Source organism: Pseudomonas sp. 2995-1, assembly GCF_002742505.1.
GTDB classification, from domain to species: domain Bacteria; phylum Pseudomonadota; class Gammaproteobacteria; order Pseudomonadales; family Pseudomonadaceae; genus Aquipseudomonas; species Aquipseudomonas sivasensis.
The window spans coordinates 337,955-356,402 of record NZ_LJSA01000377.1; the positions used below are offsets into that span (position 1 = coordinate 337,955).

General features: G+C 61.3%; 14 protein-coding genes. 8 read left to right on the forward strand and 6 right to left on the reverse strand.

Translation table 11 applies throughout. The features are described 5' to 3' along the window. The first annotated feature begins 32 nt into the window (after nt 1–32). Nucleotides 33–1,373 (forward strand): ABC transporter substrate-binding protein, encoded by a 1,341-nt coding sequence (locus AOA61_RS18810; RefSeq protein ID WP_095184870.1) that lies wholly within the window; start codon nt 33–35, stop codon nt 1,371–1,373. Nucleotides 1,374–1,376: 3 nt separating this feature from the next. On the opposite strand, the gene AOA61_RS18815 is transcribed toward AOA61_RS18810, so the two are convergent. From AOA61_RS18815 to AOA61_RS18840, 6 genes are all read right to left on the reverse strand, one after another. After that, a complete protein-coding gene (locus AOA61_RS18815) occupies nt 1,377–3,002 on the reverse strand; it encodes an ABC transporter ATP-binding protein (protein ID WP_099602385.1) in 1,626 nt (541 codons plus the stop codon). Beyond that, a complete protein-coding gene (locus AOA61_RS18820) occupies nt 2,999–3,883 on the reverse strand; it encodes an ABC transporter permease (protein ID WP_099602386.1) in 885 nt (294 codons plus the stop codon). Before AOA61_RS18820 ends, AOA61_RS18815 begins: the two co-directional genes overlap by 4 nt. A gap of 3 nt (nt 3,884–3,886) precedes the next feature. After that, nucleotides 3,887–4,837 (reverse strand): ABC transporter permease, encoded by a 951-nt coding sequence (locus AOA61_RS18825; RefSeq protein ID WP_032891316.1) that lies wholly within the window; start codon nt 4,835–4,837, stop codon nt 3,887–3,889. Next, nucleotides 4,834–6,447: an ABC transporter substrate-binding protein gene (locus tag AOA61_RS18830; RefSeq protein WP_099602627.1), complete on the reverse strand. Its 1,614-nt coding sequence runs from the start codon at nt 6,445–6,447 to the stop codon at nt 4,834–4,836. Before AOA61_RS18830 ends, AOA61_RS18825 begins: the two co-directional genes overlap by 4 nt. Before the next feature lie 44 nt (nt 6,448–6,491). Continuing rightward, nucleotides 6,492–8,924 carry a TonB-dependent siderophore receptor gene (locus tag AOA61_RS18835; protein WP_095184868.1) on the reverse strand — a complete coding sequence of 811 codons (2,433 nt, stop codon included), beginning with the start codon at nt 8,922–8,924 and terminating at the stop codon, nt 6,492–6,494. Nucleotides 8,925–9,147: 223 nt separating this feature from the next. Beyond that, nucleotides 9,148–9,564 carry a VOC family protein gene (locus tag AOA61_RS18840; protein WP_099602387.1) on the reverse strand — a complete coding sequence of 139 codons (417 nt, stop codon included), beginning with the start codon at nt 9,562–9,564 and terminating at the stop codon, nt 9,148–9,150. A 196-nt stretch (nt 9,565–9,760) separates the two neighbouring features. On the opposite strand from AOA61_RS18840, the gene feaR reads away from it, so the two are divergent. The 7 genes from feaR (at nt 9,761) to AOA61_RS18875 (ending at nt 18,415) form a co-directional block, all read left to right on the forward strand. Further along, nucleotides 9,761–10,702 carry a transcriptional regulator FeaR gene (feaR, locus tag AOA61_RS18845; RefSeq protein ID WP_099602388.1) on the forward strand — a complete coding sequence of 314 codons (942 nt, stop codon included), beginning with the start codon at nt 9,761–9,763 and terminating at the stop codon, nt 10,700–10,702. Between the two features lie 130 nt (nt 10,703–10,832). Beyond that, complete coding sequence (locus AOA61_RS18850) at nt 10,833–12,947, forward strand: PQQ-dependent dehydrogenase, methanol/ethanol family (protein ID WP_099602389.1); 2,115 nt, start codon at nt 10,833–10,835, stop codon at nt 12,945–12,947. Between the two features lie 87 nt (nt 12,948–13,034). Beyond that, on the forward strand, nt 13,035–13,889 hold the full coding sequence (locus tag AOA61_RS18855; protein ID WP_095184865.1) for a transporter: 855 nt from the start codon (nt 13,035–13,037) through the stop codon (nt 13,887–13,889). Nucleotides 13,890–14,021: 132 nt separating this feature from the next. Further along, entirely contained in the window at nt 14,022–15,284 is a 1,263-nt protein-coding gene (locus AOA61_RS18860) for a serine hydrolase (RefSeq protein WP_099602628.1), read from the forward strand. 117 nt (nt 15,285–15,401) lie between these two features. Continuing rightward, the gene (locus AOA61_RS18865) at nt 15,402–16,739 is read left to right on the forward strand and encodes a hypothetical protein (RefSeq protein WP_099602390.1); all 1,338 of its coding nucleotides are present in this window, start codon (nt 15,402–15,404) and stop codon (nt 16,737–16,739) included. Nucleotides 16,740–16,778: 39 nt separating this feature from the next. After that, complete coding sequence (locus AOA61_RS18870) at nt 16,779–17,882, forward strand: polyamine ABC transporter substrate-binding protein (protein ID WP_099602391.1); 1,104 nt, start codon at nt 16,779–16,781, stop codon at nt 17,880–17,882. 44 nt (nt 17,883–17,926) lie between these two features. After that, nucleotides 17,927–18,415 carry a DUF3237 domain-containing protein gene (locus AOA61_RS18875; RefSeq protein ID WP_032891339.1) on the forward strand — a complete coding sequence of 163 codons (489 nt, stop codon included), beginning with the start codon at nt 17,927–17,929 and terminating at the stop codon, nt 18,413–18,415. Nucleotides 18,416–18,448: the final 33 nt, after the last annotated feature.

Below are 18,448 nucleotides of genomic sequence, written 5' to 3' on the forward strand. Positions count from 1 at the left end.
GGAAACCTCACCTTTCATAAGAAACCACACCCATGCACAACGTCTTGCAACGCACAGTCATCGCCAGCCTGCTGGCACTAGGCGCCTTGGGCGGGCCATTGTCGACCATCGCCCAGGCCGCCAACGATCAACAGTTCATCCCGCTGGCCACCTACCGAGTTGGGGCCTATGCCTCCAGCGGTATTCCGTGGTGGGCCGGGGAAATTGATTACTTTCGCTATATCAACGAAGTCGAAGGCGGGGTGAACGGCGTGAAGCTGGTCTGGCAGGAATGCGAGACCGAGTGGAAGACCGACCGCATCATCGAATGCTACGAACGCTACAAAGGCGGCCTGGACGGTGCGCCCACCGGGTTCTTCTTTACCCACAGCACCCCGGCCTCCTATGCGCTGATGGACCGTGCTGCCGTCGATCACATCCCCTTGATCGATGGCGCCGGCGGGCGTACCGAATCCACCGATGGCCGCGTGTTCCCTTACGCGTTCCCGCTGTTGCTCAACTACTACGGCCAGGCCTCGGTGGGCATCAACTACATTGCCCAGCGCGAAGGTGGGCTGGACAAGCTCAAGGGCAAGAAGATCGTCACTGTCTATCACGACTCTGCCTACGGTCGCGAAACCCAGGCGGCCATGCAGTTGCTGGCGCAAAAGTACGGTTTCGAGAACATCCAGATTCCCGTAGCAGACCCAGGTAACGAGCAGTCCACTCAATGGCGGCAAGTGCGCCAGATCAACCCGGACTGGGTATTCCTGCGCACTTGGGGTGTTTCGACACCGGTGGCGATCAAGACCGCCGTGCGTTTTGGCGTTCCCGTGGACCGTCTGATCGGTGATGTGTGGGCAGGCTCTGAAGCCGATGTGATTCCCGCCGGCACCGCCGCCAAAGGCTACCAGGCGCTGGCGCCGTTCCCCGGTGGCGACGGTTTCGAGATCCATAAAAAGCTCAAGCAGTTCATCCTCGATCCCGGCAAGAGCAACCTCAAGGACACCAGCTACTTCGGCAAGGTCTACTACAACATCGGCCTGATCAACGCCGCGATTGCTGTCGAAGCGCTGCGCACTGGTCAGGCCAAATTCGGCAACCGCGCACTGAACGGTGAGGAAACCCGCTGGGCGTTCGAGCACCTGAATATCGATGCGGCACGCCTCAAGGCCATGGGCTTCGACGGGCTGTTGGCGCCGTTGACATTGTCCTGTGCCGACCACGAAGGCGGCGGTTCGGCGCGAGTGCAGCAGTGGGATGGGCAAAAGTGGGTGCTGGTGACCGACTGGCTGCAAGCCGACCGCGCCACCTTGCGTCCGTTGATCGAAGCCAAGTCCGCCGCGTATGCCCAGGAAAAGGGCATCGTGGCGCGTGATTGCTCGGCGCAGTAAACCTCAGGCGGCGCTTGCCGCGACTTGCCGGCCAGGGATGGCCGCAATCAGTTCGCGGGTGTACTCGGTGGCCGGCTGGTTGAAGATTTGCGCCACCGAGCCTTGTTCAACCACGCGACCATTGCGCAGCACCAGCACCTCATGGGCGAAGTTGGCCACCACTGACAAGTCGTGGGACACCAGCACATACGCAATGCCCATCTCCCGTTGCAGCTCTTGCAGCAGGTCAAGAATGCGTGCCTGCACCGACACGTCCAGGGCGCTGACCGGTTCATCCAGCAACAGCAGGTCGGGTTTCAACGCCAGGGCGCGGGCGATGGCGACGCGTTGGCACTGGCCGCCGGACAGTTCACGGGGCAGACGGTCCAGAAAGCTCACCGGCAGGTGCACGCGGCTGATCAGCTCCCGCGCCGCCTGTTCCAGGGCGGCACCCTTGAGCAAGCCAAACGACACCAGCGGCTCCACGATGCTGTCGAACACGGTGAAGCGTGGGTCCAGCGCAGCGAAGGGATTTTGCTGCACCAGTTGCAGGCGTTGGCGCAACGGGCGGAAGTCGCGCCAACTGAGGTCTGTAACGTCCTGTTGTTCGAAGCAGACCCGGCCCTGGCTCGGCTTCTCCAGCCCGAGGGCGATGCGCAGCGCGGTGCTCTTGCCCGAACCGGACTCGCCGACGATGGCCAGGGTCTGGCCGGGGTACACCTCAAGGTTGAGACCTTCCAGGGCCAGGAAGGTCGAGGCTTCTCCCTTGACCTTGGGTAGGGCAAACGTCTTGCCGACGTTGTGCAGGCTGAGGATCGGCTGGCGCCCCAGATCGAGATTGATCAACGGATCGCGGCGCTTGGCGAAGGCGGGCGCGGCGGCAATCAGTGCGCGGGTGTAGTCGTGGCTGGGGCGGGAAAGGATCTGCTGTGGCAGGCCTTGTTCGACCACCTCGCCGTGCTGCATCACCAGAATGCGGTCGGCGCGGTCGGTGGCCACGCCGAGGTCATGGGTGATGATCAATAGCGAAATGCCGCGCTCTCTGACCAGCCGTTGCAGGTGATCGAGGATCTTGCGCTGCACGGTGACGTCGAGCGCGCTGGTGGGCTCGTCGGCAATGATCAGGCGCGGATTACCGGCCAGGGCGATGGCGATCAGCACGCGCTGGCGCATGCCACCGGAGAGTTCATGGGGATATTGGCGGGCGCGCAGCACCGGTTTGTCGATCCCCACCTGTTGCAGCAACTCGACAATATCCGCATCGACGCCGGGGTAGCGCTTGCCCTTGGCCAGGATCAACGCCTCGGCGATCTGTTGGCCGACGCGCAGGGTAGGGTTGAGGCTGACCATCGGGTCCTGGGGCACCAGGCCAATGGTGCGGCCGCGCAGGTTGCGTTTCTGGCGTTCGCTGGCGTGGGTCAAGTTATGGCCATCCACCCACAGTTGACCGGCGCTGATTTGCGCGTTGTCTGGCAGCAGGCCAAGGATGGCGTTGGCCAGGGTGGATTTGCCCGAGCCGGACTCGCCGACAATCGCCACGGTTTCGCCTTGGGCGAGGGAAAACGACAGCGAACGCACCGCTGGATTGACCTGGCCGCTGGAGCGGTAATCGACACTGAGTTGGCGTACATCGACCAAAAACGGGCTCATCGCTGGATCTCCTCGAAGGTGCGGGCGATATGGTTGAGGCTGAACACCACGGCCACCAGGAACAGGCCGGGCAGCAACGACACCCAAGGTGCGGTGATCAGAAAGTGCCGGCCGTTGGCGATCAAGGTGCCCCATTCCGCCGCCGGTGGTGCGGCGCCGAAACCGAGAAAACTCAAGCCTGCGGTGGCGAGGATGGCTGCGCCGAAGTCCAACGTTGCCAGTACCGCTACCGGGCCCCAGGCGTTGGGCAGAATGTGCCGCAACAACGTGCGGCCCCAACTGGCACCGCCCAGCCGTGCGGCTTCGACATAGGGCAGGGTTTTCACCCGCAGTACCTCGGCGCGGGTGGTACGGGCAAAGCCCGGAATAATGCCGATGCCCACCGCGATGGCCACCGGTACGGTGCCGAAACCGATGGCCGTGACGATCGCCAGGGCCAGCAGCAGTCCAGGCAGAGCCAGCAGTACATCGACCACGCGCATGATCACTGCATCAATACGGCCACCGGCAAACCCGGACAAAATGCCCAGCCCGAGTCCGCCTACCAGCGCGATCCCCACCGCCAGCGAGGCCGCCAGCACCGACAGGCGCGCGCCGTAGACCACGCGGGTAAACAGGTCACGGCCCAGTTCATCGGTGCCGAACCAATGGCTCAAGTTGGGCGCCGTGAGTTTGGCGAGCGGCGCGGTGGCGTAGGGGTCGAAGCTGCTCAGCAGGTGCGGCGCCAGGGCGGCGACCAGCGAGAACACCACCACTGCCACGGCCAGGCTGAACCCCGGCCGGCGCAGCAAGGGCAGCAGGGTGGACGTGGCGCGTTGCAAGTGGCTGCGGCGGTGCCAGAGGGTTTCGCTGCGCACGCGTTTCTGGGTGAGCGTCGTCATGGTCTAGGACACCTTTGGCGTGTGGGAAATGCGCGGGTCGAGCCAGGGGTACAGCAAGTCCACCAGCAGGTTCACGAGGACGAAGGCTGCCGCCGACACTGCAACGATGGCCAACACCACCGGAATGTCCTGGCGCAGTACGGCTTCCTGGGCCAGGCGGCCGATGCCGGAACGGGCGAAGATGGTTTCCACCAGCACCGCGCCGGACACGGTATTGCCCACCTGTAGGCCGATCAGGGTGAGGATGGGCAGCGCGGCATTCCTGAACCCATGGCGTGCCTGCACCTGGCCCCGGCTCAGGCCCTTGGCGTAGGCGGTGACGATATAGGCCTCTTTCCACACGCCCTGGAAGCTGCGTTGCAGCACTTGGGCGTACACCGCGGCACTTGGGATCGCCAGGGTGATCGCCGGTAACACCAAGCTTTCGAAGCCTCGGGTGCCGGTCGCGGGAAACCAACCCAGGCCAAACGCAAACACCTGGATCAGCAACAAACCCATCCAGAACACCGGCACCGAAAAGCCCAGGGACGGCAAGCGCGCCAGTGCTTTTTTCAGGGGTTGCCAACGGATATACGCGGTGAGGTACGCCAAGCCAATGCCGCCGAGCAGCGACAGCACAATCGCCAGCCCCGCCAGGGACAGCGTCTGTGGCAGGCGCTCGGCGAGCAACTCGGCCACCGGGCGGTTGAGTGACAATGACTGCCCAAAGTCACCGCGCAGCGCGCCCAGCAGCAGGTCGATGTATTGCTCAAACAGACCTTTATCCAATCCGTAATAGGCCCGCGCCTTGGCCAGGTCTTCCACCGACAGCGCGTCGGCTTCCATGCCGGACGCACTGAGCATGATCGACAAGGTGTCGCCGGGCAGCAGATAGAGGATGAAGTAGGTGATGCTGTAGGCCCCCCAAAGCACCAGCAGCGCCTGGCCGACCCGGCCAATCAGGTAACGACTCATGGCGCGGCGACCTCGATATCACCCAGCAGCGCAAAACCTTCGGCGGTCCAGCGGAAGTTTTTCACCTTGGCCGACGTTGCGGCCTGCCACACGCGCTCATACACCGGGAACGCCGAGCCTTCATCCACCAGCAGGTCTTGCAGGTTGCCGTAGGCCGCTGCGCGTTGTTGGCTTTGGGTGGCGGTGATGCCTGCATCGAACAGGCCTTTGGCAGCGTTCAGCACCGTCGGTTCGTAGAGGTTGGTGGCCAGGGTCGAGCTGTTGGCGGTGCGTGGGTCGAGGATGGTTTGCAGGATGATCGGGTCGGCGCGGGTCATGTAGGTGCTGGTCAGGTCATAGTTGCCGGCCGAGTTGTTGGCGACCCATTCGGCACGGGTGACCACGTTGAGTTTGACCTCGATACCGACCTTGCGCAGTTGGTCCTGGAGCAGCACGTCACCGGCGGTTTCGGATGGGGTGATGTTGTAGCTCAGGCTCAGGCGCTTGCCGTTTCTCTGGCGGTAGCCGTCCGCGCCCTTGGCCCAGCCGGCCTGGTCCAGCAGCTGCCCCGCGCCTGCCGGGTCGTAGGCCAACTTTGCACCCTGGCTCTTGAAATAAGGCGTGGTGACGTCGTAGATGCCGTCCACCACCGGAAATTCGGCGTTGTAGACGGTGCTGGCGTAGCTCTTGCGGTCGATGGCCTTTTGCAGGGCCAGGCGGACTTGCTTGTCGCTCAGTGCACGCCCATCACGGGTGTTGGGATACAGGTTCAGGGCCGGCCCCGGCAGCGAACGGCTCTGGATGGTGGCGCCCTTGGACTGGAACAGCTTCAGGTCCACCTCGGAGAACGGGTTGCGCGGCCACAGGATGTCGGCCTTGCCTTGCAGGAACAGGCCGTTGCGCACGCTTTCCTCGGGGATGTAGCTGATGTCCACCGCATCCAGGTGCGCTTCGCCCTGGTTCTTCATATTCGCCGAAGCCCAGGCGTAACCCTTGCGCTTGGTCAGGTGCGCGCCGACTTCCGGGGTGTAGCTGGCCAGCACGAACGGCCCGGTGCCGATGATCTTGCCCAACGAGCGCTCTTTGGCGCTGAGTGTGTAAGAGGCCGGCGCGAGGATCGACAGGTTGGTGGTGGACGTGGCTTGCAGGAAGCCGGCGTTGGGCTTGGCCAGTACCAGTTTGACGGTCAGGTCATCCACCACTTCGGCGTGGTCGAACCCCGCCAGGTAGGTGGCGCCAAAGGTGGCCGGCAACTCGGTGGCTAAAGCCTTGTTGCTGTCGAAGGCGGTTTTGACCGCAGCCGCATTGAAGCGCTCGCCGTTGCTGAAGGTGACGTTGTCGCGCAAATGGAAGGTATAGGTGAGCGCGTCGTCACTGACTTCCCAGCTTTTGGCCAGCCAGGGAATGATCTTGCCGGTCTCCGGGTCTTGGTCGGTAAGGGACTCGGCGACATTGCGCAGCAGCACGCGGTGTTCCAGCCAATAGACCTGGAACGGGTCGACGCTGACCAGGGTGGTGTTGTCGCCAAAAAAGGCGATGTTCAGGGTCTTGCCGGCCTGGGCGTCACTGCCCGAAGGCGAGCAGGCGGCCAGGCTAAGCGCCAGGGCGCACGGGGCCAATAGACGGCTCATCAAGTTGGAGGTGTTCAATGGGATGCCCTCGTATGGCGATTGGCTTAGAAGTCGTAGGCCAGCTTGGTGTACCAGTAGCCGCCGCCGGGGTAGAACGGCGGGTTGCCGTAGGGCGCCAGGCCCAGGTTGCTGTAGACGGCGTGCCGGTCTGGGCGCACGTCGAAGATGTTGGTGCCGCCGATGCTCACGGTGATCTGGTCGACGAAGGTGTAGCTGACGTCGAGGTCAGTGATCCATTTGGCGCCGAAGCTGCGGTCGCCCGTGGGGTTGACCGCCAAGGTCTTGACCGCGCCGTAGCGGCTGGTTTGCAGGTTCACTGCCAGGTCCTCGACCTTCCAGTTGGCGCCCAGGATCCATTTGGTCTTGGGCGATGCTTCGGTCAGGTCGCCTTCGCGGTCGCGGCCTACCAGGGTGACGCCGGAGTTGGCCAGCGCACTCGGGGTATCGCGGTTGCCTTCGATAGTGGTTTTGTTCCAGTTGAAACCCAGGCTCCAGCGCACATCACCCCAGGCATCCAGCGGCGTGGTGTGGTCGGCGACCACGTCCAGGCCACGGGTGCGGGTATCGAAAGCGTTGGTGTAGTAGTTGACCCAAGTGCCGGAGGGCACGCCTTGGGCGGTGAGGATGCCGTTGATCACGCCATTGCCTTGGTCGTAGATGTTGCTGGTCAAGGCGATACGGTCGTCGATGTCGATCAGGTACGCGTCAGCGGTGATGCTGGTGCGCGGTGCCGGTTGCCAGGTCAAGCCCAGCCCGAGGTTGCGTGACTTCTCCGGTTTGAGGTCATCGCCACCCAAGGCTTTTGCTAGGTTGCTGCCCGACGGGGTCAGGCGGGTGACGGCAGGCACCACGTTGCCGTTCACGTCTACGGCGACTCGGTTGTCGGCCACGGTGTAGCCGATCTGGGTCAGGGATGGCGCACGGAAACCGGTGCCGACGGTGCCGCGCACGGCCACGCTGTCGGTGAGTTCGTAGCGCGAGTTAACTTTCAGGCCGAAGGTGTTGCCTGAGTCGTCGTCGTAATGTTCGACACGCCCGGCGACGTCGAGAAACCAGCGCTCGGTCAGGTCAAAGCCTAAATCCAGGTAGCCGGCGTAGTTGTTGCGGATCAGGCTGACTTCATCTTCCGGGCGAATCGTCACCGCCGCCTGAGCGCCCGATGCCGCCGGGTACGTCCCGGTGATATAAGCCTCGGGGTCGCCGGCGAACGTGCTGAAGTGTTCCCAGCGATGTTCCAGGCCGGCCGACACCTGCACCGGCGAAGTCAGGTTAAACAAACTGTCGTAGCGGCGAGTGAAGTCCAGGTTGTTGACCCACTGCTCAAAGCGGAAGGTGGCCAGGTTGTCGAATTTGGTCGGTGAGGCGGTGCCCAGGGACGGGTTGATGTTGAGGTCGCTGGAGTGGTGGACATTGTTGCGCCCGTAGGTGGTGCTCAGGTCCCAGTTCCATTCGGCCGCCTGGCCCTTGCCGCCGAATAGCAATTGATAGTCGCGGTCCTTGATGTTGTTCAAGGGGTAGTAACCGTCCGGGAACACCTCGGGCACGGCGGCGCGGCCGGTGGGCAGGCGGAAGTAGTTGGCCGCCTCGGCATCACGCTCGCCGTAGGTGGAGAACGAGTAGAGGGTCAGGTCTTCCAGGGGCAGTTCGGCGTTGTAGGCGAGGTTGAAGGCCTTGAGGTCCGGGTCGCCGTTCTTGATTGCCACACGGTCCCAGGCGGCTTCCTTGGCCGGATCGTTGAAGGCCCTCACGCTGCCGTCGGCCTTGTCGTTCCAGGAGGCTTCGCCGCGTTTGCGTGCATCGGCGGAGAGGTGGAAAAAGCCGCCGTCGCCCAGCTTGAAACCCTGGTCGCCGGCCACCTTGATAGTTTCGCCCTGGCCGGAGAATAACTGGCCGTAACTGGTTTCCAGGTGCCCGCCGCTGTTGCCGGTCTTGAGGATGATGTTGATCACCCCGGCCACCGCATCGGAACCGTACTGGGCGGCAGCGCTGTCTTTGAGCACTTCAATATGGTCCACCGAGCTGACCGGGATCAGGTCGATATCCACCGCATTCGCGCCGCTGTTGTCGATGGACCCGCGCTGACCGGTGGCGCCGTTGTGGCGACGTTTGCCGTTGACCAGCACCAGCGTGTAGGCCGGGCCGAGACTGCGGTTACTCAGTGGGCGAGTCACCGAGTTGTAGCCGGCGATATTGGTGCCGAAGTTGAACGACGGCAGCAATTTGGCAATCGCTTCGGACAACTCTGCGCGACCGGTCTTGAGCAGTTGCTCGCTGTTGATCACATCGATCGGCGCCGGGCTGTCGGCCACGGTGCGCTCCTGGCCACGCAGGCCGGTGGAGATCACGGTGACGGTGCCGAGTTGGGCGTCTTCCGTCGCGGCTTCGGCGAAGGAGGGCGCAGTGGCGAGCAGCAGGGAACTGGTCAGCAGTGACAGGTGAAAGTTCTTGAGGGGCAGCGGGGAGGTGAGGTCTGGCATGTCGAGATCGGTCCATTTAGCCTGATAGCAGGCTCCTGGTGGTCGGGGGTACGTCCTCCGCCAGGTATGGGGTCGGTCTGTGAAGTGAAGATATTCCTATAAAAAAACCGAGGGAAAGTCTTTTTTGGAATAAGCTAATTATTAGATATTGTCATTATGTGGTTTTTTAAGATCATCTATTTTTATGATGTTGTATCACGGGGGCGACGGGGCCGAGCCTGCATCAAGGCTGCACAGCCGGGCCCTTCAACTCGATTTGATTACCGTCCGGATCATTGAAATAGAGCGACCAGCCTGTGCCCTCTGCGCCATAGCGCATCTCGGCTTTTTCAGCGGATATTCCCGCGTCAGCCAAGTGGCCGAGAATGGCCTGCTCATCGAACGGCTCGACCCGCAGGCAAACGTGATCGACGTTGTGCCCGTGCTTGCCCGCCGGCTTCCCGCCTTGGCGTCCGATGGAGCCATTCACGTCCACCAAGTCGATCATGGATGCCCCAGCGCTCAGGTGAATCAGGCCCAGGTCTTCCCGGCGCTTTTTGACCTCACATCCCAGCACCGAGGTATAGAAAGCCAGGCTGCGCTCGATGTCCTGCACCCGCAGAACCACATGGTCGAGGCGTTGAATTGAAAAATTGCGCATAACCACCACTCCTGTTTGAGCCTTGATTTTAGTACCCGGGCAGTGTGTGTGACGGGTGATTTGAGGTCAAAAGCAATAGCGCGACGGTCTTGGAACGGCCGGTTGCTCACGCGCATCAAGCCCAGCCCGCTTGCACCCGGAAAAAATAGATAATATGTTAACGGTATAACTATAAATAACCTGTGGGAGCGAGGATATGCCTGCCTTGTTGAGCACTCGTGAGGCGTTCGCCAACTGGAACCGCGACTTGCGTGCGGTGTGCGGTAATTTCAGCACAGCCCTGTCCGAACAGCACACGCTGTTTATCGGCAGCGTCCACGCTCAGGATGTGTGCGGCCTGGAGTTGGCCCATATCCGCACCAATGCAGGATTGATCAGCCGCCATCGCACCTCGGGTGACGGCGATGACGATCGTCACTGTTTTCTCATTCTTCAGAGCAGCGGCCACCAGCGCATCCGCGGGCAAAATCAGGTGATTGAGTTAGGGCCTGAAGACATCGCCCTGGTGGACTCGGCCCAGGCCTTCGACATAGAGCCGCGAGGGCTGGTGCAGAATATCTCGATTCACCTGTCACGCCAGGAAGTCACCCATCAGCTTGGCCCGCAACCGCTGTTTGGCAAGCTCGCGCGCAACAGTGTCGCCACTCACATGATTCGCGCTCTGGTGCGTTCGTTAAGTGACGTTGCGTTGAGCCGTGACTCCGGCGGCAGGAGCGATGGGCCCGCGCTGGAACATGCATTAATCCGGTTGGCTGTCGCTGGCTTGGATGAACGCACCGACGGGCAGCCCGCCTTTGCCTGCGTGGGTCATGATGATCTGTATGGCTTGGCCACCCGCCTGGTTGAGTCTTCCCTGCAAGAGGCTGAATTGGGCCCTGACTATCTGGCGCGGCAGTTGAACGTCTCTGTCCGCCAGCTCTATCGGTTGTTCGAGCAGCGCCACGAAAGCATCTCTCGCTACATTCAGCAGCGCCGCCTGGAGCGGGTGGCCCAGGATCTGCGCTGCCAGGATCTGCGCCATGAATCCATCACTCAGATCGCCTTTAAATGGGGTTTTGTCGACGCCGCGCATTTCAGCCGCGCGTTCAAGCGTCATTTTCAGCACGCCCCTCGGGATTTTCGCCAGCACGCTACGTAAGTGCGCGCCTGGCAGAGAATGCCAAGCGCTTTGGCAGCGTCAGTCAAGTCGCGCAGCGCGCCAAGTCCTCTAATAAGCTTGCCTGGGCTGGGGGTGACACCGAGCCGCTTATCGCTGGAGAAAAATAATAATGAGATTACGCAGCCTGTTGCCAGGCATTCCCTTACTGATGGCTACGTTCTGCTCTGTTGTGTGGGCGGGCCCGGCGCAGGTCGATGGCCAGCGAATCATCGCGGCCGACCAGGAGCCCGGCAATTGGATGAGCCACGGTCGCACCTATGACGAGCAGCGTTACAGCCCACTGGACAGCGTCAATGCCGGCAACGTCGCACAGCTGGGCTTGGCGTGGACGACCAAGCTGGATATCGACAGCGGCACCGAGGCCACGCCGCTGGTGGTCGATGGTGTGATGTACACCACCGGCGCCTTCAGCATCGTGTATGCCATCAATGCCGCCACCGGTGAGTTGCTGTGGAAATACGACCCGAAAGTGCCCGCCGAAAACCTTAGCCAGGGGTGTTGTGGGCCGGTCAACCGGGGCGTTGCGGTGTGGCAGGGCAAAGTCTATGTGGGCAGTTTCGATGGACGCTTGATCGCCCTGGATGCGGCTAATGGTCAGCCGGTGTGGAGCGTCGATACCATTATCGATCGCACAAAAAGCTATTCGATTACCGGCGCGCCCCGCATCGTCAAGGGCAAGGTACTGATCGGCAATGGCGGCGCCGAGTTCGGCGTGCGCGGTTACGTTACGGCCTACGATGCCGACACCGGTAAACAGGTGTGGCGCTTCTATACGGTGCCGGGTGACCCCAAGCTGCCAGCGGAAAACCCCGCCATGGCCAAGGCCATGAAAACCTGGGACGGCGACGGCTGGGTGAAGTGGGGCGGTGGCGGCACGGTCTGGGACTCCATGGCCTACGATCCGCAGCTTGATCTTCTCTATGTGGGCACCGGCAATGGCTCACCCTGGAACTACCAGTTCCGCACCAATGGCAAAGGTGACAACCTGTACGTGTCGTCGATTCTGGCACTGCGCCCAGACACCGGCGAATACGTGTGGCACTACCAGATCACGCCGCAGGACCAGTGGGACTTCACGGCGACCCAACACATGATCCTGGCCGATATCAAGATCGACGGCAGCCTGCGCAAAGTGATCATGCAGGCGCCGAAGAACGGTTTTTTCTATGTCCTCGATCGCACCAACGGGCAATTGCTCTCGGCGAAGAATTTCGTCCCGGTCAACTGGGCCAGCGGTATCGACCTGAAAACCGGGCGTCCGATCCTCACCGGCGCGGCCGACTATTCCAAGGAGCCGAAAGTGGTGCAGCCGAGTTTCCTCGGCGGGCACAACTGGCACCCGATGTCGTTCAGCCCCAAGACCGGTTACGTCTACATCCCGGCCCAATACACCCTGGCCGAACTGAAAGCGGCCAAGGCGCCGATGTTCTTATCGAACAAGTCCGTGGTGAACTTCGGCCTGGATGTGCCGGACCTGCCTGAGGACCCGAAAATCCTGAATAAAATCCGCGACGCCTGGAGCGGCGAACTGATCGCCTGGGACCCGGTAAAACAGAAAGCCGCCTGGAAGCAACCGTACATCAGCGCCGGCAACGGCGGCACGTTGGCCACGGCGGGTAACCTGGTGTTCCAGGGCACCGCCGATGGGCGCGTCGTCGCCTACCGCGCCGACACCGGCAAGTCGCTATGGGAGCATCGAGCCAATTCAGGAGTAATGGCCGGGCCCGTCACCTACACCGTCAATGGCGAGCAATATGTGGCGTTCTCTGTGGGGTGGGGCGGCATCATTCCTTTGCTGACCGGCCCATTGACCAACAAAGGCAAGCTGCGAGCAGAGTCGCGGGTGATCGCTTTCAAACTGGGCGCGCACGGGGAACTGCCTGCGCCGAAAGCTGCACCCGTCATGCCGACGACCCATCAGGCACTCACTGCAACCCCCGAGCAACTGACCCAGGCGCGCGGTCTGTTCAATGGATTGTGTGCCGGTTGCCATGGCCTCAATGCTATCAGCGGCGGTGTGGTGCCAGACCTGCGGTACCTGGATGACAACAAGCACGCGGCGTTTCCCGCCTTTCTCAGCGGGGCGCTGATCAATGGAGGGATGCCGAATTTTTCCGACATCCTTCAGCGCGAAGACATGGAATTGATCCGTCAATACCTCGTCAAGCGGACCCAGGATCTGCAAGCCGATCTCAAGGCTGGCGGACACACCACCGCGCACTGATTCCAATCCGTTTCACCTAAGCCTGGCGACTCCCCACGGAGTCGTCATGGCGAAGCTCTGCCTCCAATAAAAATAACGGGACCCGCCATGAAAATACTTAGCACTCTGACGTTCAGCGCATTGTTTGCCAGTCTGGCGCCCTTGGCCCAGGCCGATGTCAAACCCGACCCCGGCGACTACACCGCGCTGCCCCAAGGCACCGATGTGGTGGTGCTGTACCAGCAGAATCCGCGAGGGGACAAGGTGTATTCCGGCGGCAAGAAAGTCGCCGACAACCTCGACCTCGACCTGACTGTCGGCGTGTTGCGATTGATCCACTTCACCGAGTTCTTCAACACAGGCTTGACCTGGGATCCACAGATTGTGATCCCCTTCGGTTATCAGAAGATCGGCGCCACCGACAGCAAAAACTCGGGGCTGGGGGATATCACCTTCGGTGGAACGGTATGGACCATCGCAGACCTTGCCAGAAATGAACACCTGGGCTGGTCGGTGTTCGTCACGGCACCCACCGGCAGCGATAAAAACCAGGGTTTTGCGTTGAGCGATAACCGCTGGGCCTTGGACTTTCAAGTCGGCTACATCAAGGGACTCACCGATAAAATCACCTGGGACGTGATCGCCGAAACGGAGTTCTACGACAAGCAGCGCGCCACCGACGCCGAAAAAGCGCCGCTATTCCAGTTGCACAACCATTTACGCTACAACTTCACCCCGGACACTTACGCCGCGATTTCGTATCGACATAACTGGGGCGCGCGCCAGACGCTTGACCATGAAACCCTCGCCACCAGCCGCAGTAACGGCACGCTCGGTTTCACTGTCGCCACGATGCTGGGCAAGCAAGTGCAGGTGATGGGGCAGCTCATGCATGACACCTCGGTGCGCGAGGGCGTGAAGATCGATAATTCGCTGCAGTTTCGCGTGGCGTACTTCTACTGACGGCAAGGTGATCGGCGGCCCCTGGCCTGGAAAGCTTTTGATCGGTTAAATCTTTTATTGACTAAAGAATATTTGCCGGTTAATTATTGCTTCGCATCTGCTCGCATGCAGAGTCATTTCCAGGGTTACACCATGGGTCAGAAAATCACGCCGTCATTGGCCAGCCTGTATGTCCAGACTGACGAGGCGTTGTCCAAGCCTCGCCTCGCACCTTTACTCATGCAGGGCTTCCCGTCAGAGCCCGAACGCCGCGTTACGTGGGACAACTGGATGCGTTCGCCCTTCAGTCAATGGGGGTTTCGCAACCTCGCACGACTGCGTCCCACCATCGACGTGCAGGCGGGCGCAGCACCTGCCAGCCCGCTCAAGGTTGCCCCGACAGCCTTGGATTCGCTGTATTTCAACAGCGAATGCGGGCTGAGCATCAGCGTTATCGATCACCTTGTGGCCAGCCAGACCGACGGCTTCCTGGTGATGCAGGGCGATACGGTGTTGTTCGAGCGTTACTTCAACGGACAGCGCGCCGGTGATCGACACATCATGTTCTCGGTGACCAAGTCGTTGATTGGGACGTTGGGTGAGCAACTGGTCACCGAGGGCGTGCTCAGACCTGAGTTGCTCGCTGCGTATTACGTCCCTGAGCTGGCCGGCAGTGCGTTTGGCGATGCCACGGTGCGTCAGTTGTTCGACATGGCGGTGGGCATCGACTACAGCGAGGTCTACGACGATCCCAACTCAGAGAGTTCGCAGTACGGTTATGCCTGCGGCTTTCAACCGGCTCCGGCGGCTTACGCGCAATTCGCATCCCTGTACCAGTACTTGCCATCTCTCAAGAAACGCGGCAGCCATGGCGGATTTTTCCATTATGTGACCGCGACCACCGAAGCCTTGGCATGGGTTATGGAACGTGCGTCGGGCAAGGCTTGCAGTCAGATGCTGGAGACGATCTGGGAGCGCCTGGGTTGCGACCGTGACGGCTACTTCATGGCCGACGCCTGGGGACGCAATGTGGCGGGCGCAGGCTTCAGCGCCACCTTGAGGGACATGGCGCGTTTCGGTCGGCTGCTGGCCAACAATGGACGCCACGAAGGGCTTGAACTGCTGTCCCCTGCGACCGTCTCCCGGATCGCCGCCGGTTCCGATCCGGCGATCTACGCGCAAAATGACGAGTTTTCCAGCTGGACGCCGGGTGCGTCCTATCGCAGCCAGTGGTACGTGTTCAACGATCACAGCCAGGCACTGATGGCCGGCGGAATTCACGGCCAGTACCTGTTCATCGACAAGCCGTCCGGCGTAGTGATCGTCAAGCAATCGTCTCTGACGGAAGCGGTCGGCCCGTTCGATGCCGACAGCGTGCGGATGCTGCGTGCCATTGCGGCCCACCTGAATCCCTGACACACGCCCAACAATAAGAGTCTTGCGTTCTATTCACCTGGCCCCGGCCAGGTGTTGGCGGCGCGCTGCGTCGCCATTGACTGCCCTGTAACAACAATAATTCCATAGGAGCTTCTTATGGTTTTCACCAAGCGTTTCTCACGAGCGCTCTTAGCGGTCGGCTTACCCCTGACCACCCACGTCGCGTTGGCGGGCTACACCTTTGAGGACGGCAATCTCAAGGGCGAAGTCAACTTCACGGCGGGTGGTGGGACGCTGTTTACCCGTGGCGTTAACTTTGGCAGTGGCCAGGTTGACGCACGCAGCGGTAAAAACGGCGGCGCGAACATCAACTGGCAAGAGCTCTACATCAAGCCCGGCGTCAAACTCGACTACGCGCTGCAGCCCGATTTCAGCCTGCTGGCGGGCGGCTCCCTGGTGGCTGCCAGCACGTTCGGCGATGGCGATGCGGGCGGCTTCACCCGCAGTTCCGACGGTAAAGCCGCGTTTGAAGAGCTCTACGCTGGTTTTCGGGCCGGCGAGTGGACCTTCACCGCAGGCCGCCAGAACTACATGATCGGCACCGGGTTCATCGTCATGGACGGCAACCTCGACCAGTACAAGGACGCCGCCTACTGGCTGGGCCCTCGAACCGCGTTCAAGGATTCGGCGGTCCTGGCCTGGAACCATGGCGCACTCAAATCCCAGGCATTCACCTTGCGCACCGATGACGATTTGGGCGACTTCCGCATGACTGGCGTCAACCTCGATTACAACGTCGATGACCAGGTGACCCTGGGGGCGATGGCCATGAAGGTCCATGCCCTGGGGCCCAGAGGCAGCACATTCCCGCGTCTTCGTGACGGGATGCAGGTCTACAACATCAGGGCGCTCAACGCCAAGGTGCCCGGTGTGCAGGCACTGACGCTGAACGCCGAATACGCCATTGAGCGCGGCAGCGGCGAGGGTGCCGACTACGATGCCAACGCTTGGTATGGCCAGGCCGACTATGCCTTCAGCACGCTGCCGCTGACACCGATCATCGGCTACCGCTACGCGAGTTTTTCCGGTGACGACAACCTCACCGACAACCGCCAGAAAGCCTGGGACCCGCTGAGCAAAGGCTTTGTCGACTGGAGCACGTGGCTTATCGGCGACGTGGTCGGTAACTACCTGCTGTTCAACAGCAACGAAAAGGTCCAGCAGTTCTCGCTCAAGACCCACCTCAGCGACACCGTGACCCTCGGCACGATTCACTATCAGTTCTGGCTGGACGAGAAGAACTACCTGGGCGCGGCGGTCAGTGACCGGCGTTTTGCCGATGAGAGCGTGGTTTTCCTCGACTGGACGCCCACGCCGTCGTTCTATACATCGCTGTCCTACAACTGGGTCAAGCCACTGGCCGCTGCCAAGCAAGTCTTTGGCGATGACCAGAGGTTCAGCGCGCTGGAATTGTATTTCACCTATCGCTACTAAGTGCCGCGAGCCATCGTGGCCGCGCTGGAGTGTTTAATCATGAACAGGTTTTTGCGTCACACCTTGCTGGGCACTGTCGCCTCCCTTCTGATCAGTGGCTTTTGCCTGGCGGAAGAACGGACCGTACGGATCTACAACTGGATCGAATACCTGCCGCCGGAAGTGCTCAAGAGCTTCCAGGAAGAAACCGGTATTCGCCCGATTTATGACGTGTTCGACAGCGCCGAAACCATGGAGTCCAAGCTGCTGACGGGCAACTCCGGGTACGACGTGGTCTTCCCCGGCACTGCCAACCTGGGGCACCTGATCACCGCCGGTGCCGTCCAGCCCCTGGACCGCAAGCAGTTGCCGAACTGGGAGCACCTGGACCCGCAATTCATGCAGTCCCTGGAAGCAGTGGGTGACACTGGCAATCGCTACGCCGCACCTTACCTGTGGGGCACCACGCTGATCGGCTACAACGTCGACAAGGTGCGCAAGGCCCTGGGTCCCGACGTAAAGATTGACACCTGGGACATCATCTTCAAGGAAGAAAACCTCGCCAAACTCGCCAATTGCGGCGTGGGTTTCCTCGACGCAGGCAACGAAATCGTGCCCATCGCCTTGCACTACAAGGGCCTGGACCCCAACAGCCAGAAGCGCGAGGACTATGCGCAGGCCCAGGCGGCGATGATGAAAATCCGTCCCTACATCACCTATTTCAACTCATCGCGCTACGGCATGGACCTGGCCAACGGTGATATCTGCGTCGGCGTGGGCTGGTCCGGTGGCGTCGCGCTGGCCAAGCAATTGGCGGATGCCGCCGGCAAGGGCGTCAAGGTCGAGATGGCCTTGCCCAAGGAAGGCGCGCCGATGTGGTCGGACGTGATGATGATCCCGGCCAATGCCCCCGACGTGGCCGAGGCCCATGCGTTCATCAATTACATCCTGCGTCCGGAAGTGATTGCCCGCATCAGCAACAAGATCGGCTACCCCAACCCGAACAAGGACGCCACTGCACTGGTAGACGCCAGTATCCGCGACAACCCCAACATGTATGTGCCGGAGCAAGTGCGTAAGACGTTGTTTGCCCTGGAGCCGATTCCGCCTGCGATCGAGCGAATCCGTACGCGCACCTGGACCAACATCAAGACCAACCGCTGATCCCCTGCGACCCGGTGCATGCGCGCCGGGTTTGGAGTTGTGCCATGAGTGAGCATTTGGACTTGATGGACGTTGCGCCTAATTTGCAGCGCGTGCTGACGTTGCGCGTGGCCATAGGGCGTGGGGTGATGCTGGGCGACAGTGTTGACGGTTTGCGCTGCAACTACCCGATTGTGGGGGGGGATTTCGAGGGGGTAGGTATTCGCGGTCAGGTGCTGGCGGGCGGCGAGGATTTGTTTGTTCTGCGCCCGGATGGGCTGGGTCAACTGGACGCTCGCTATAGCCTCAGGACTGATCAGGGAGAGCTGATTAATCTGCGTAATCGGGGGGTTCTGAACATGACGGAGTATGGGCGTCAGTTGGAGCGTGAGGGGCAGTGGCCGATTCCAGAGACGGAGTATCGGTGTACCTGTACGCCGGTGTTTCAGGTGCCGAAGGGGCGGTTGGATTGGCTTGGGCGTGCGAGTTTTATTGGGTTGGTGCATTACCCCAGTGCTGATCAGGTGGTGGTTCGGTGTTATCGGTTTTACTGAGGGCGTTTGGTGCAGTGATGTGCGGGCTCTGTC

Excerpts from the sequence above, each read along its gene's own strand:
- AOA61_RS18810 (WP_095184870.1), top strand. The coding sequence starts at position 33 with ATGCACAACGTCTTGCAACGCACAGTCATCGCCAGCCTGCTGGCACTA.
- AOA61_RS18815 (WP_099602385.1), bottom strand. The coding sequence starts at position 3,002 with ATGAGCCCGTTTTTGGTCGATGTACGCCAACTCAGTGTCGATTACCGC.
- AOA61_RS18820 (WP_099602386.1), bottom strand. The coding sequence starts at position 3,883 with ATGACGACGCTCACCCAGAAACGCGTGCGCAGCGAAACCCTCTGGCAC.
- AOA61_RS18825 (WP_032891316.1), bottom strand. The coding sequence starts at position 4,837 with ATGAGTCGTTACCTGATTGGCCGGGTCGGCCAGGCGCTGCTGGTGCTT.
- AOA61_RS18830 (WP_099602627.1), bottom strand. The coding sequence starts at position 6,447 with ATGAGCCGTCTATTGGCCCCGTGCGCCCTGGCGCTTAGCCTGGCCGCC.
- AOA61_RS18835 (WP_095184868.1), bottom strand. The coding sequence starts at position 8,924 with ATGCCAGACCTCACCTCCCCGCTGCCCCTCAAGAACTTTCACCTGTCA.
- AOA61_RS18840 (WP_099602387.1), bottom strand. The coding sequence starts at position 9,564 with ATGCGCAATTTTTCAATTCAACGCCTCGACCATGTGGTTCTGCGGGTG.
- feaR (WP_099602388.1), top strand. The coding sequence starts at position 9,761 with ATGCCTGCCTTGTTGAGCACTCGTGAGGCGTTCGCCAACTGGAACCGC.
- AOA61_RS18850 (WP_099602389.1), top strand. The coding sequence starts at position 10,833 with ATGAGATTACGCAGCCTGTTGCCAGGCATTCCCTTACTGATGGCTACG.
- AOA61_RS18855 (WP_095184865.1), top strand. The coding sequence starts at position 13,035 with ATGAAAATACTTAGCACTCTGACGTTCAGCGCATTGTTTGCCAGTCTG.
- AOA61_RS18860 (WP_099602628.1), top strand. The coding sequence starts at position 14,022 with ATGGGTCAGAAAATCACGCCGTCATTGGCCAGCCTGTATGTCCAGACT.
- AOA61_RS18865 (WP_099602390.1), top strand. The coding sequence starts at position 15,402 with ATGGTTTTCACCAAGCGTTTCTCACGAGCGCTCTTAGCGGTCGGCTTA.
- AOA61_RS18870 (WP_099602391.1), top strand. The coding sequence starts at position 16,779 with ATGAACAGGTTTTTGCGTCACACCTTGCTGGGCACTGTCGCCTCCCTT.
- AOA61_RS18875 (WP_032891339.1), top strand. The coding sequence starts at position 17,927 with ATGAGTGAGCATTTGGACTTGATGGACGTTGCGCCTAATTTGCAGCGC.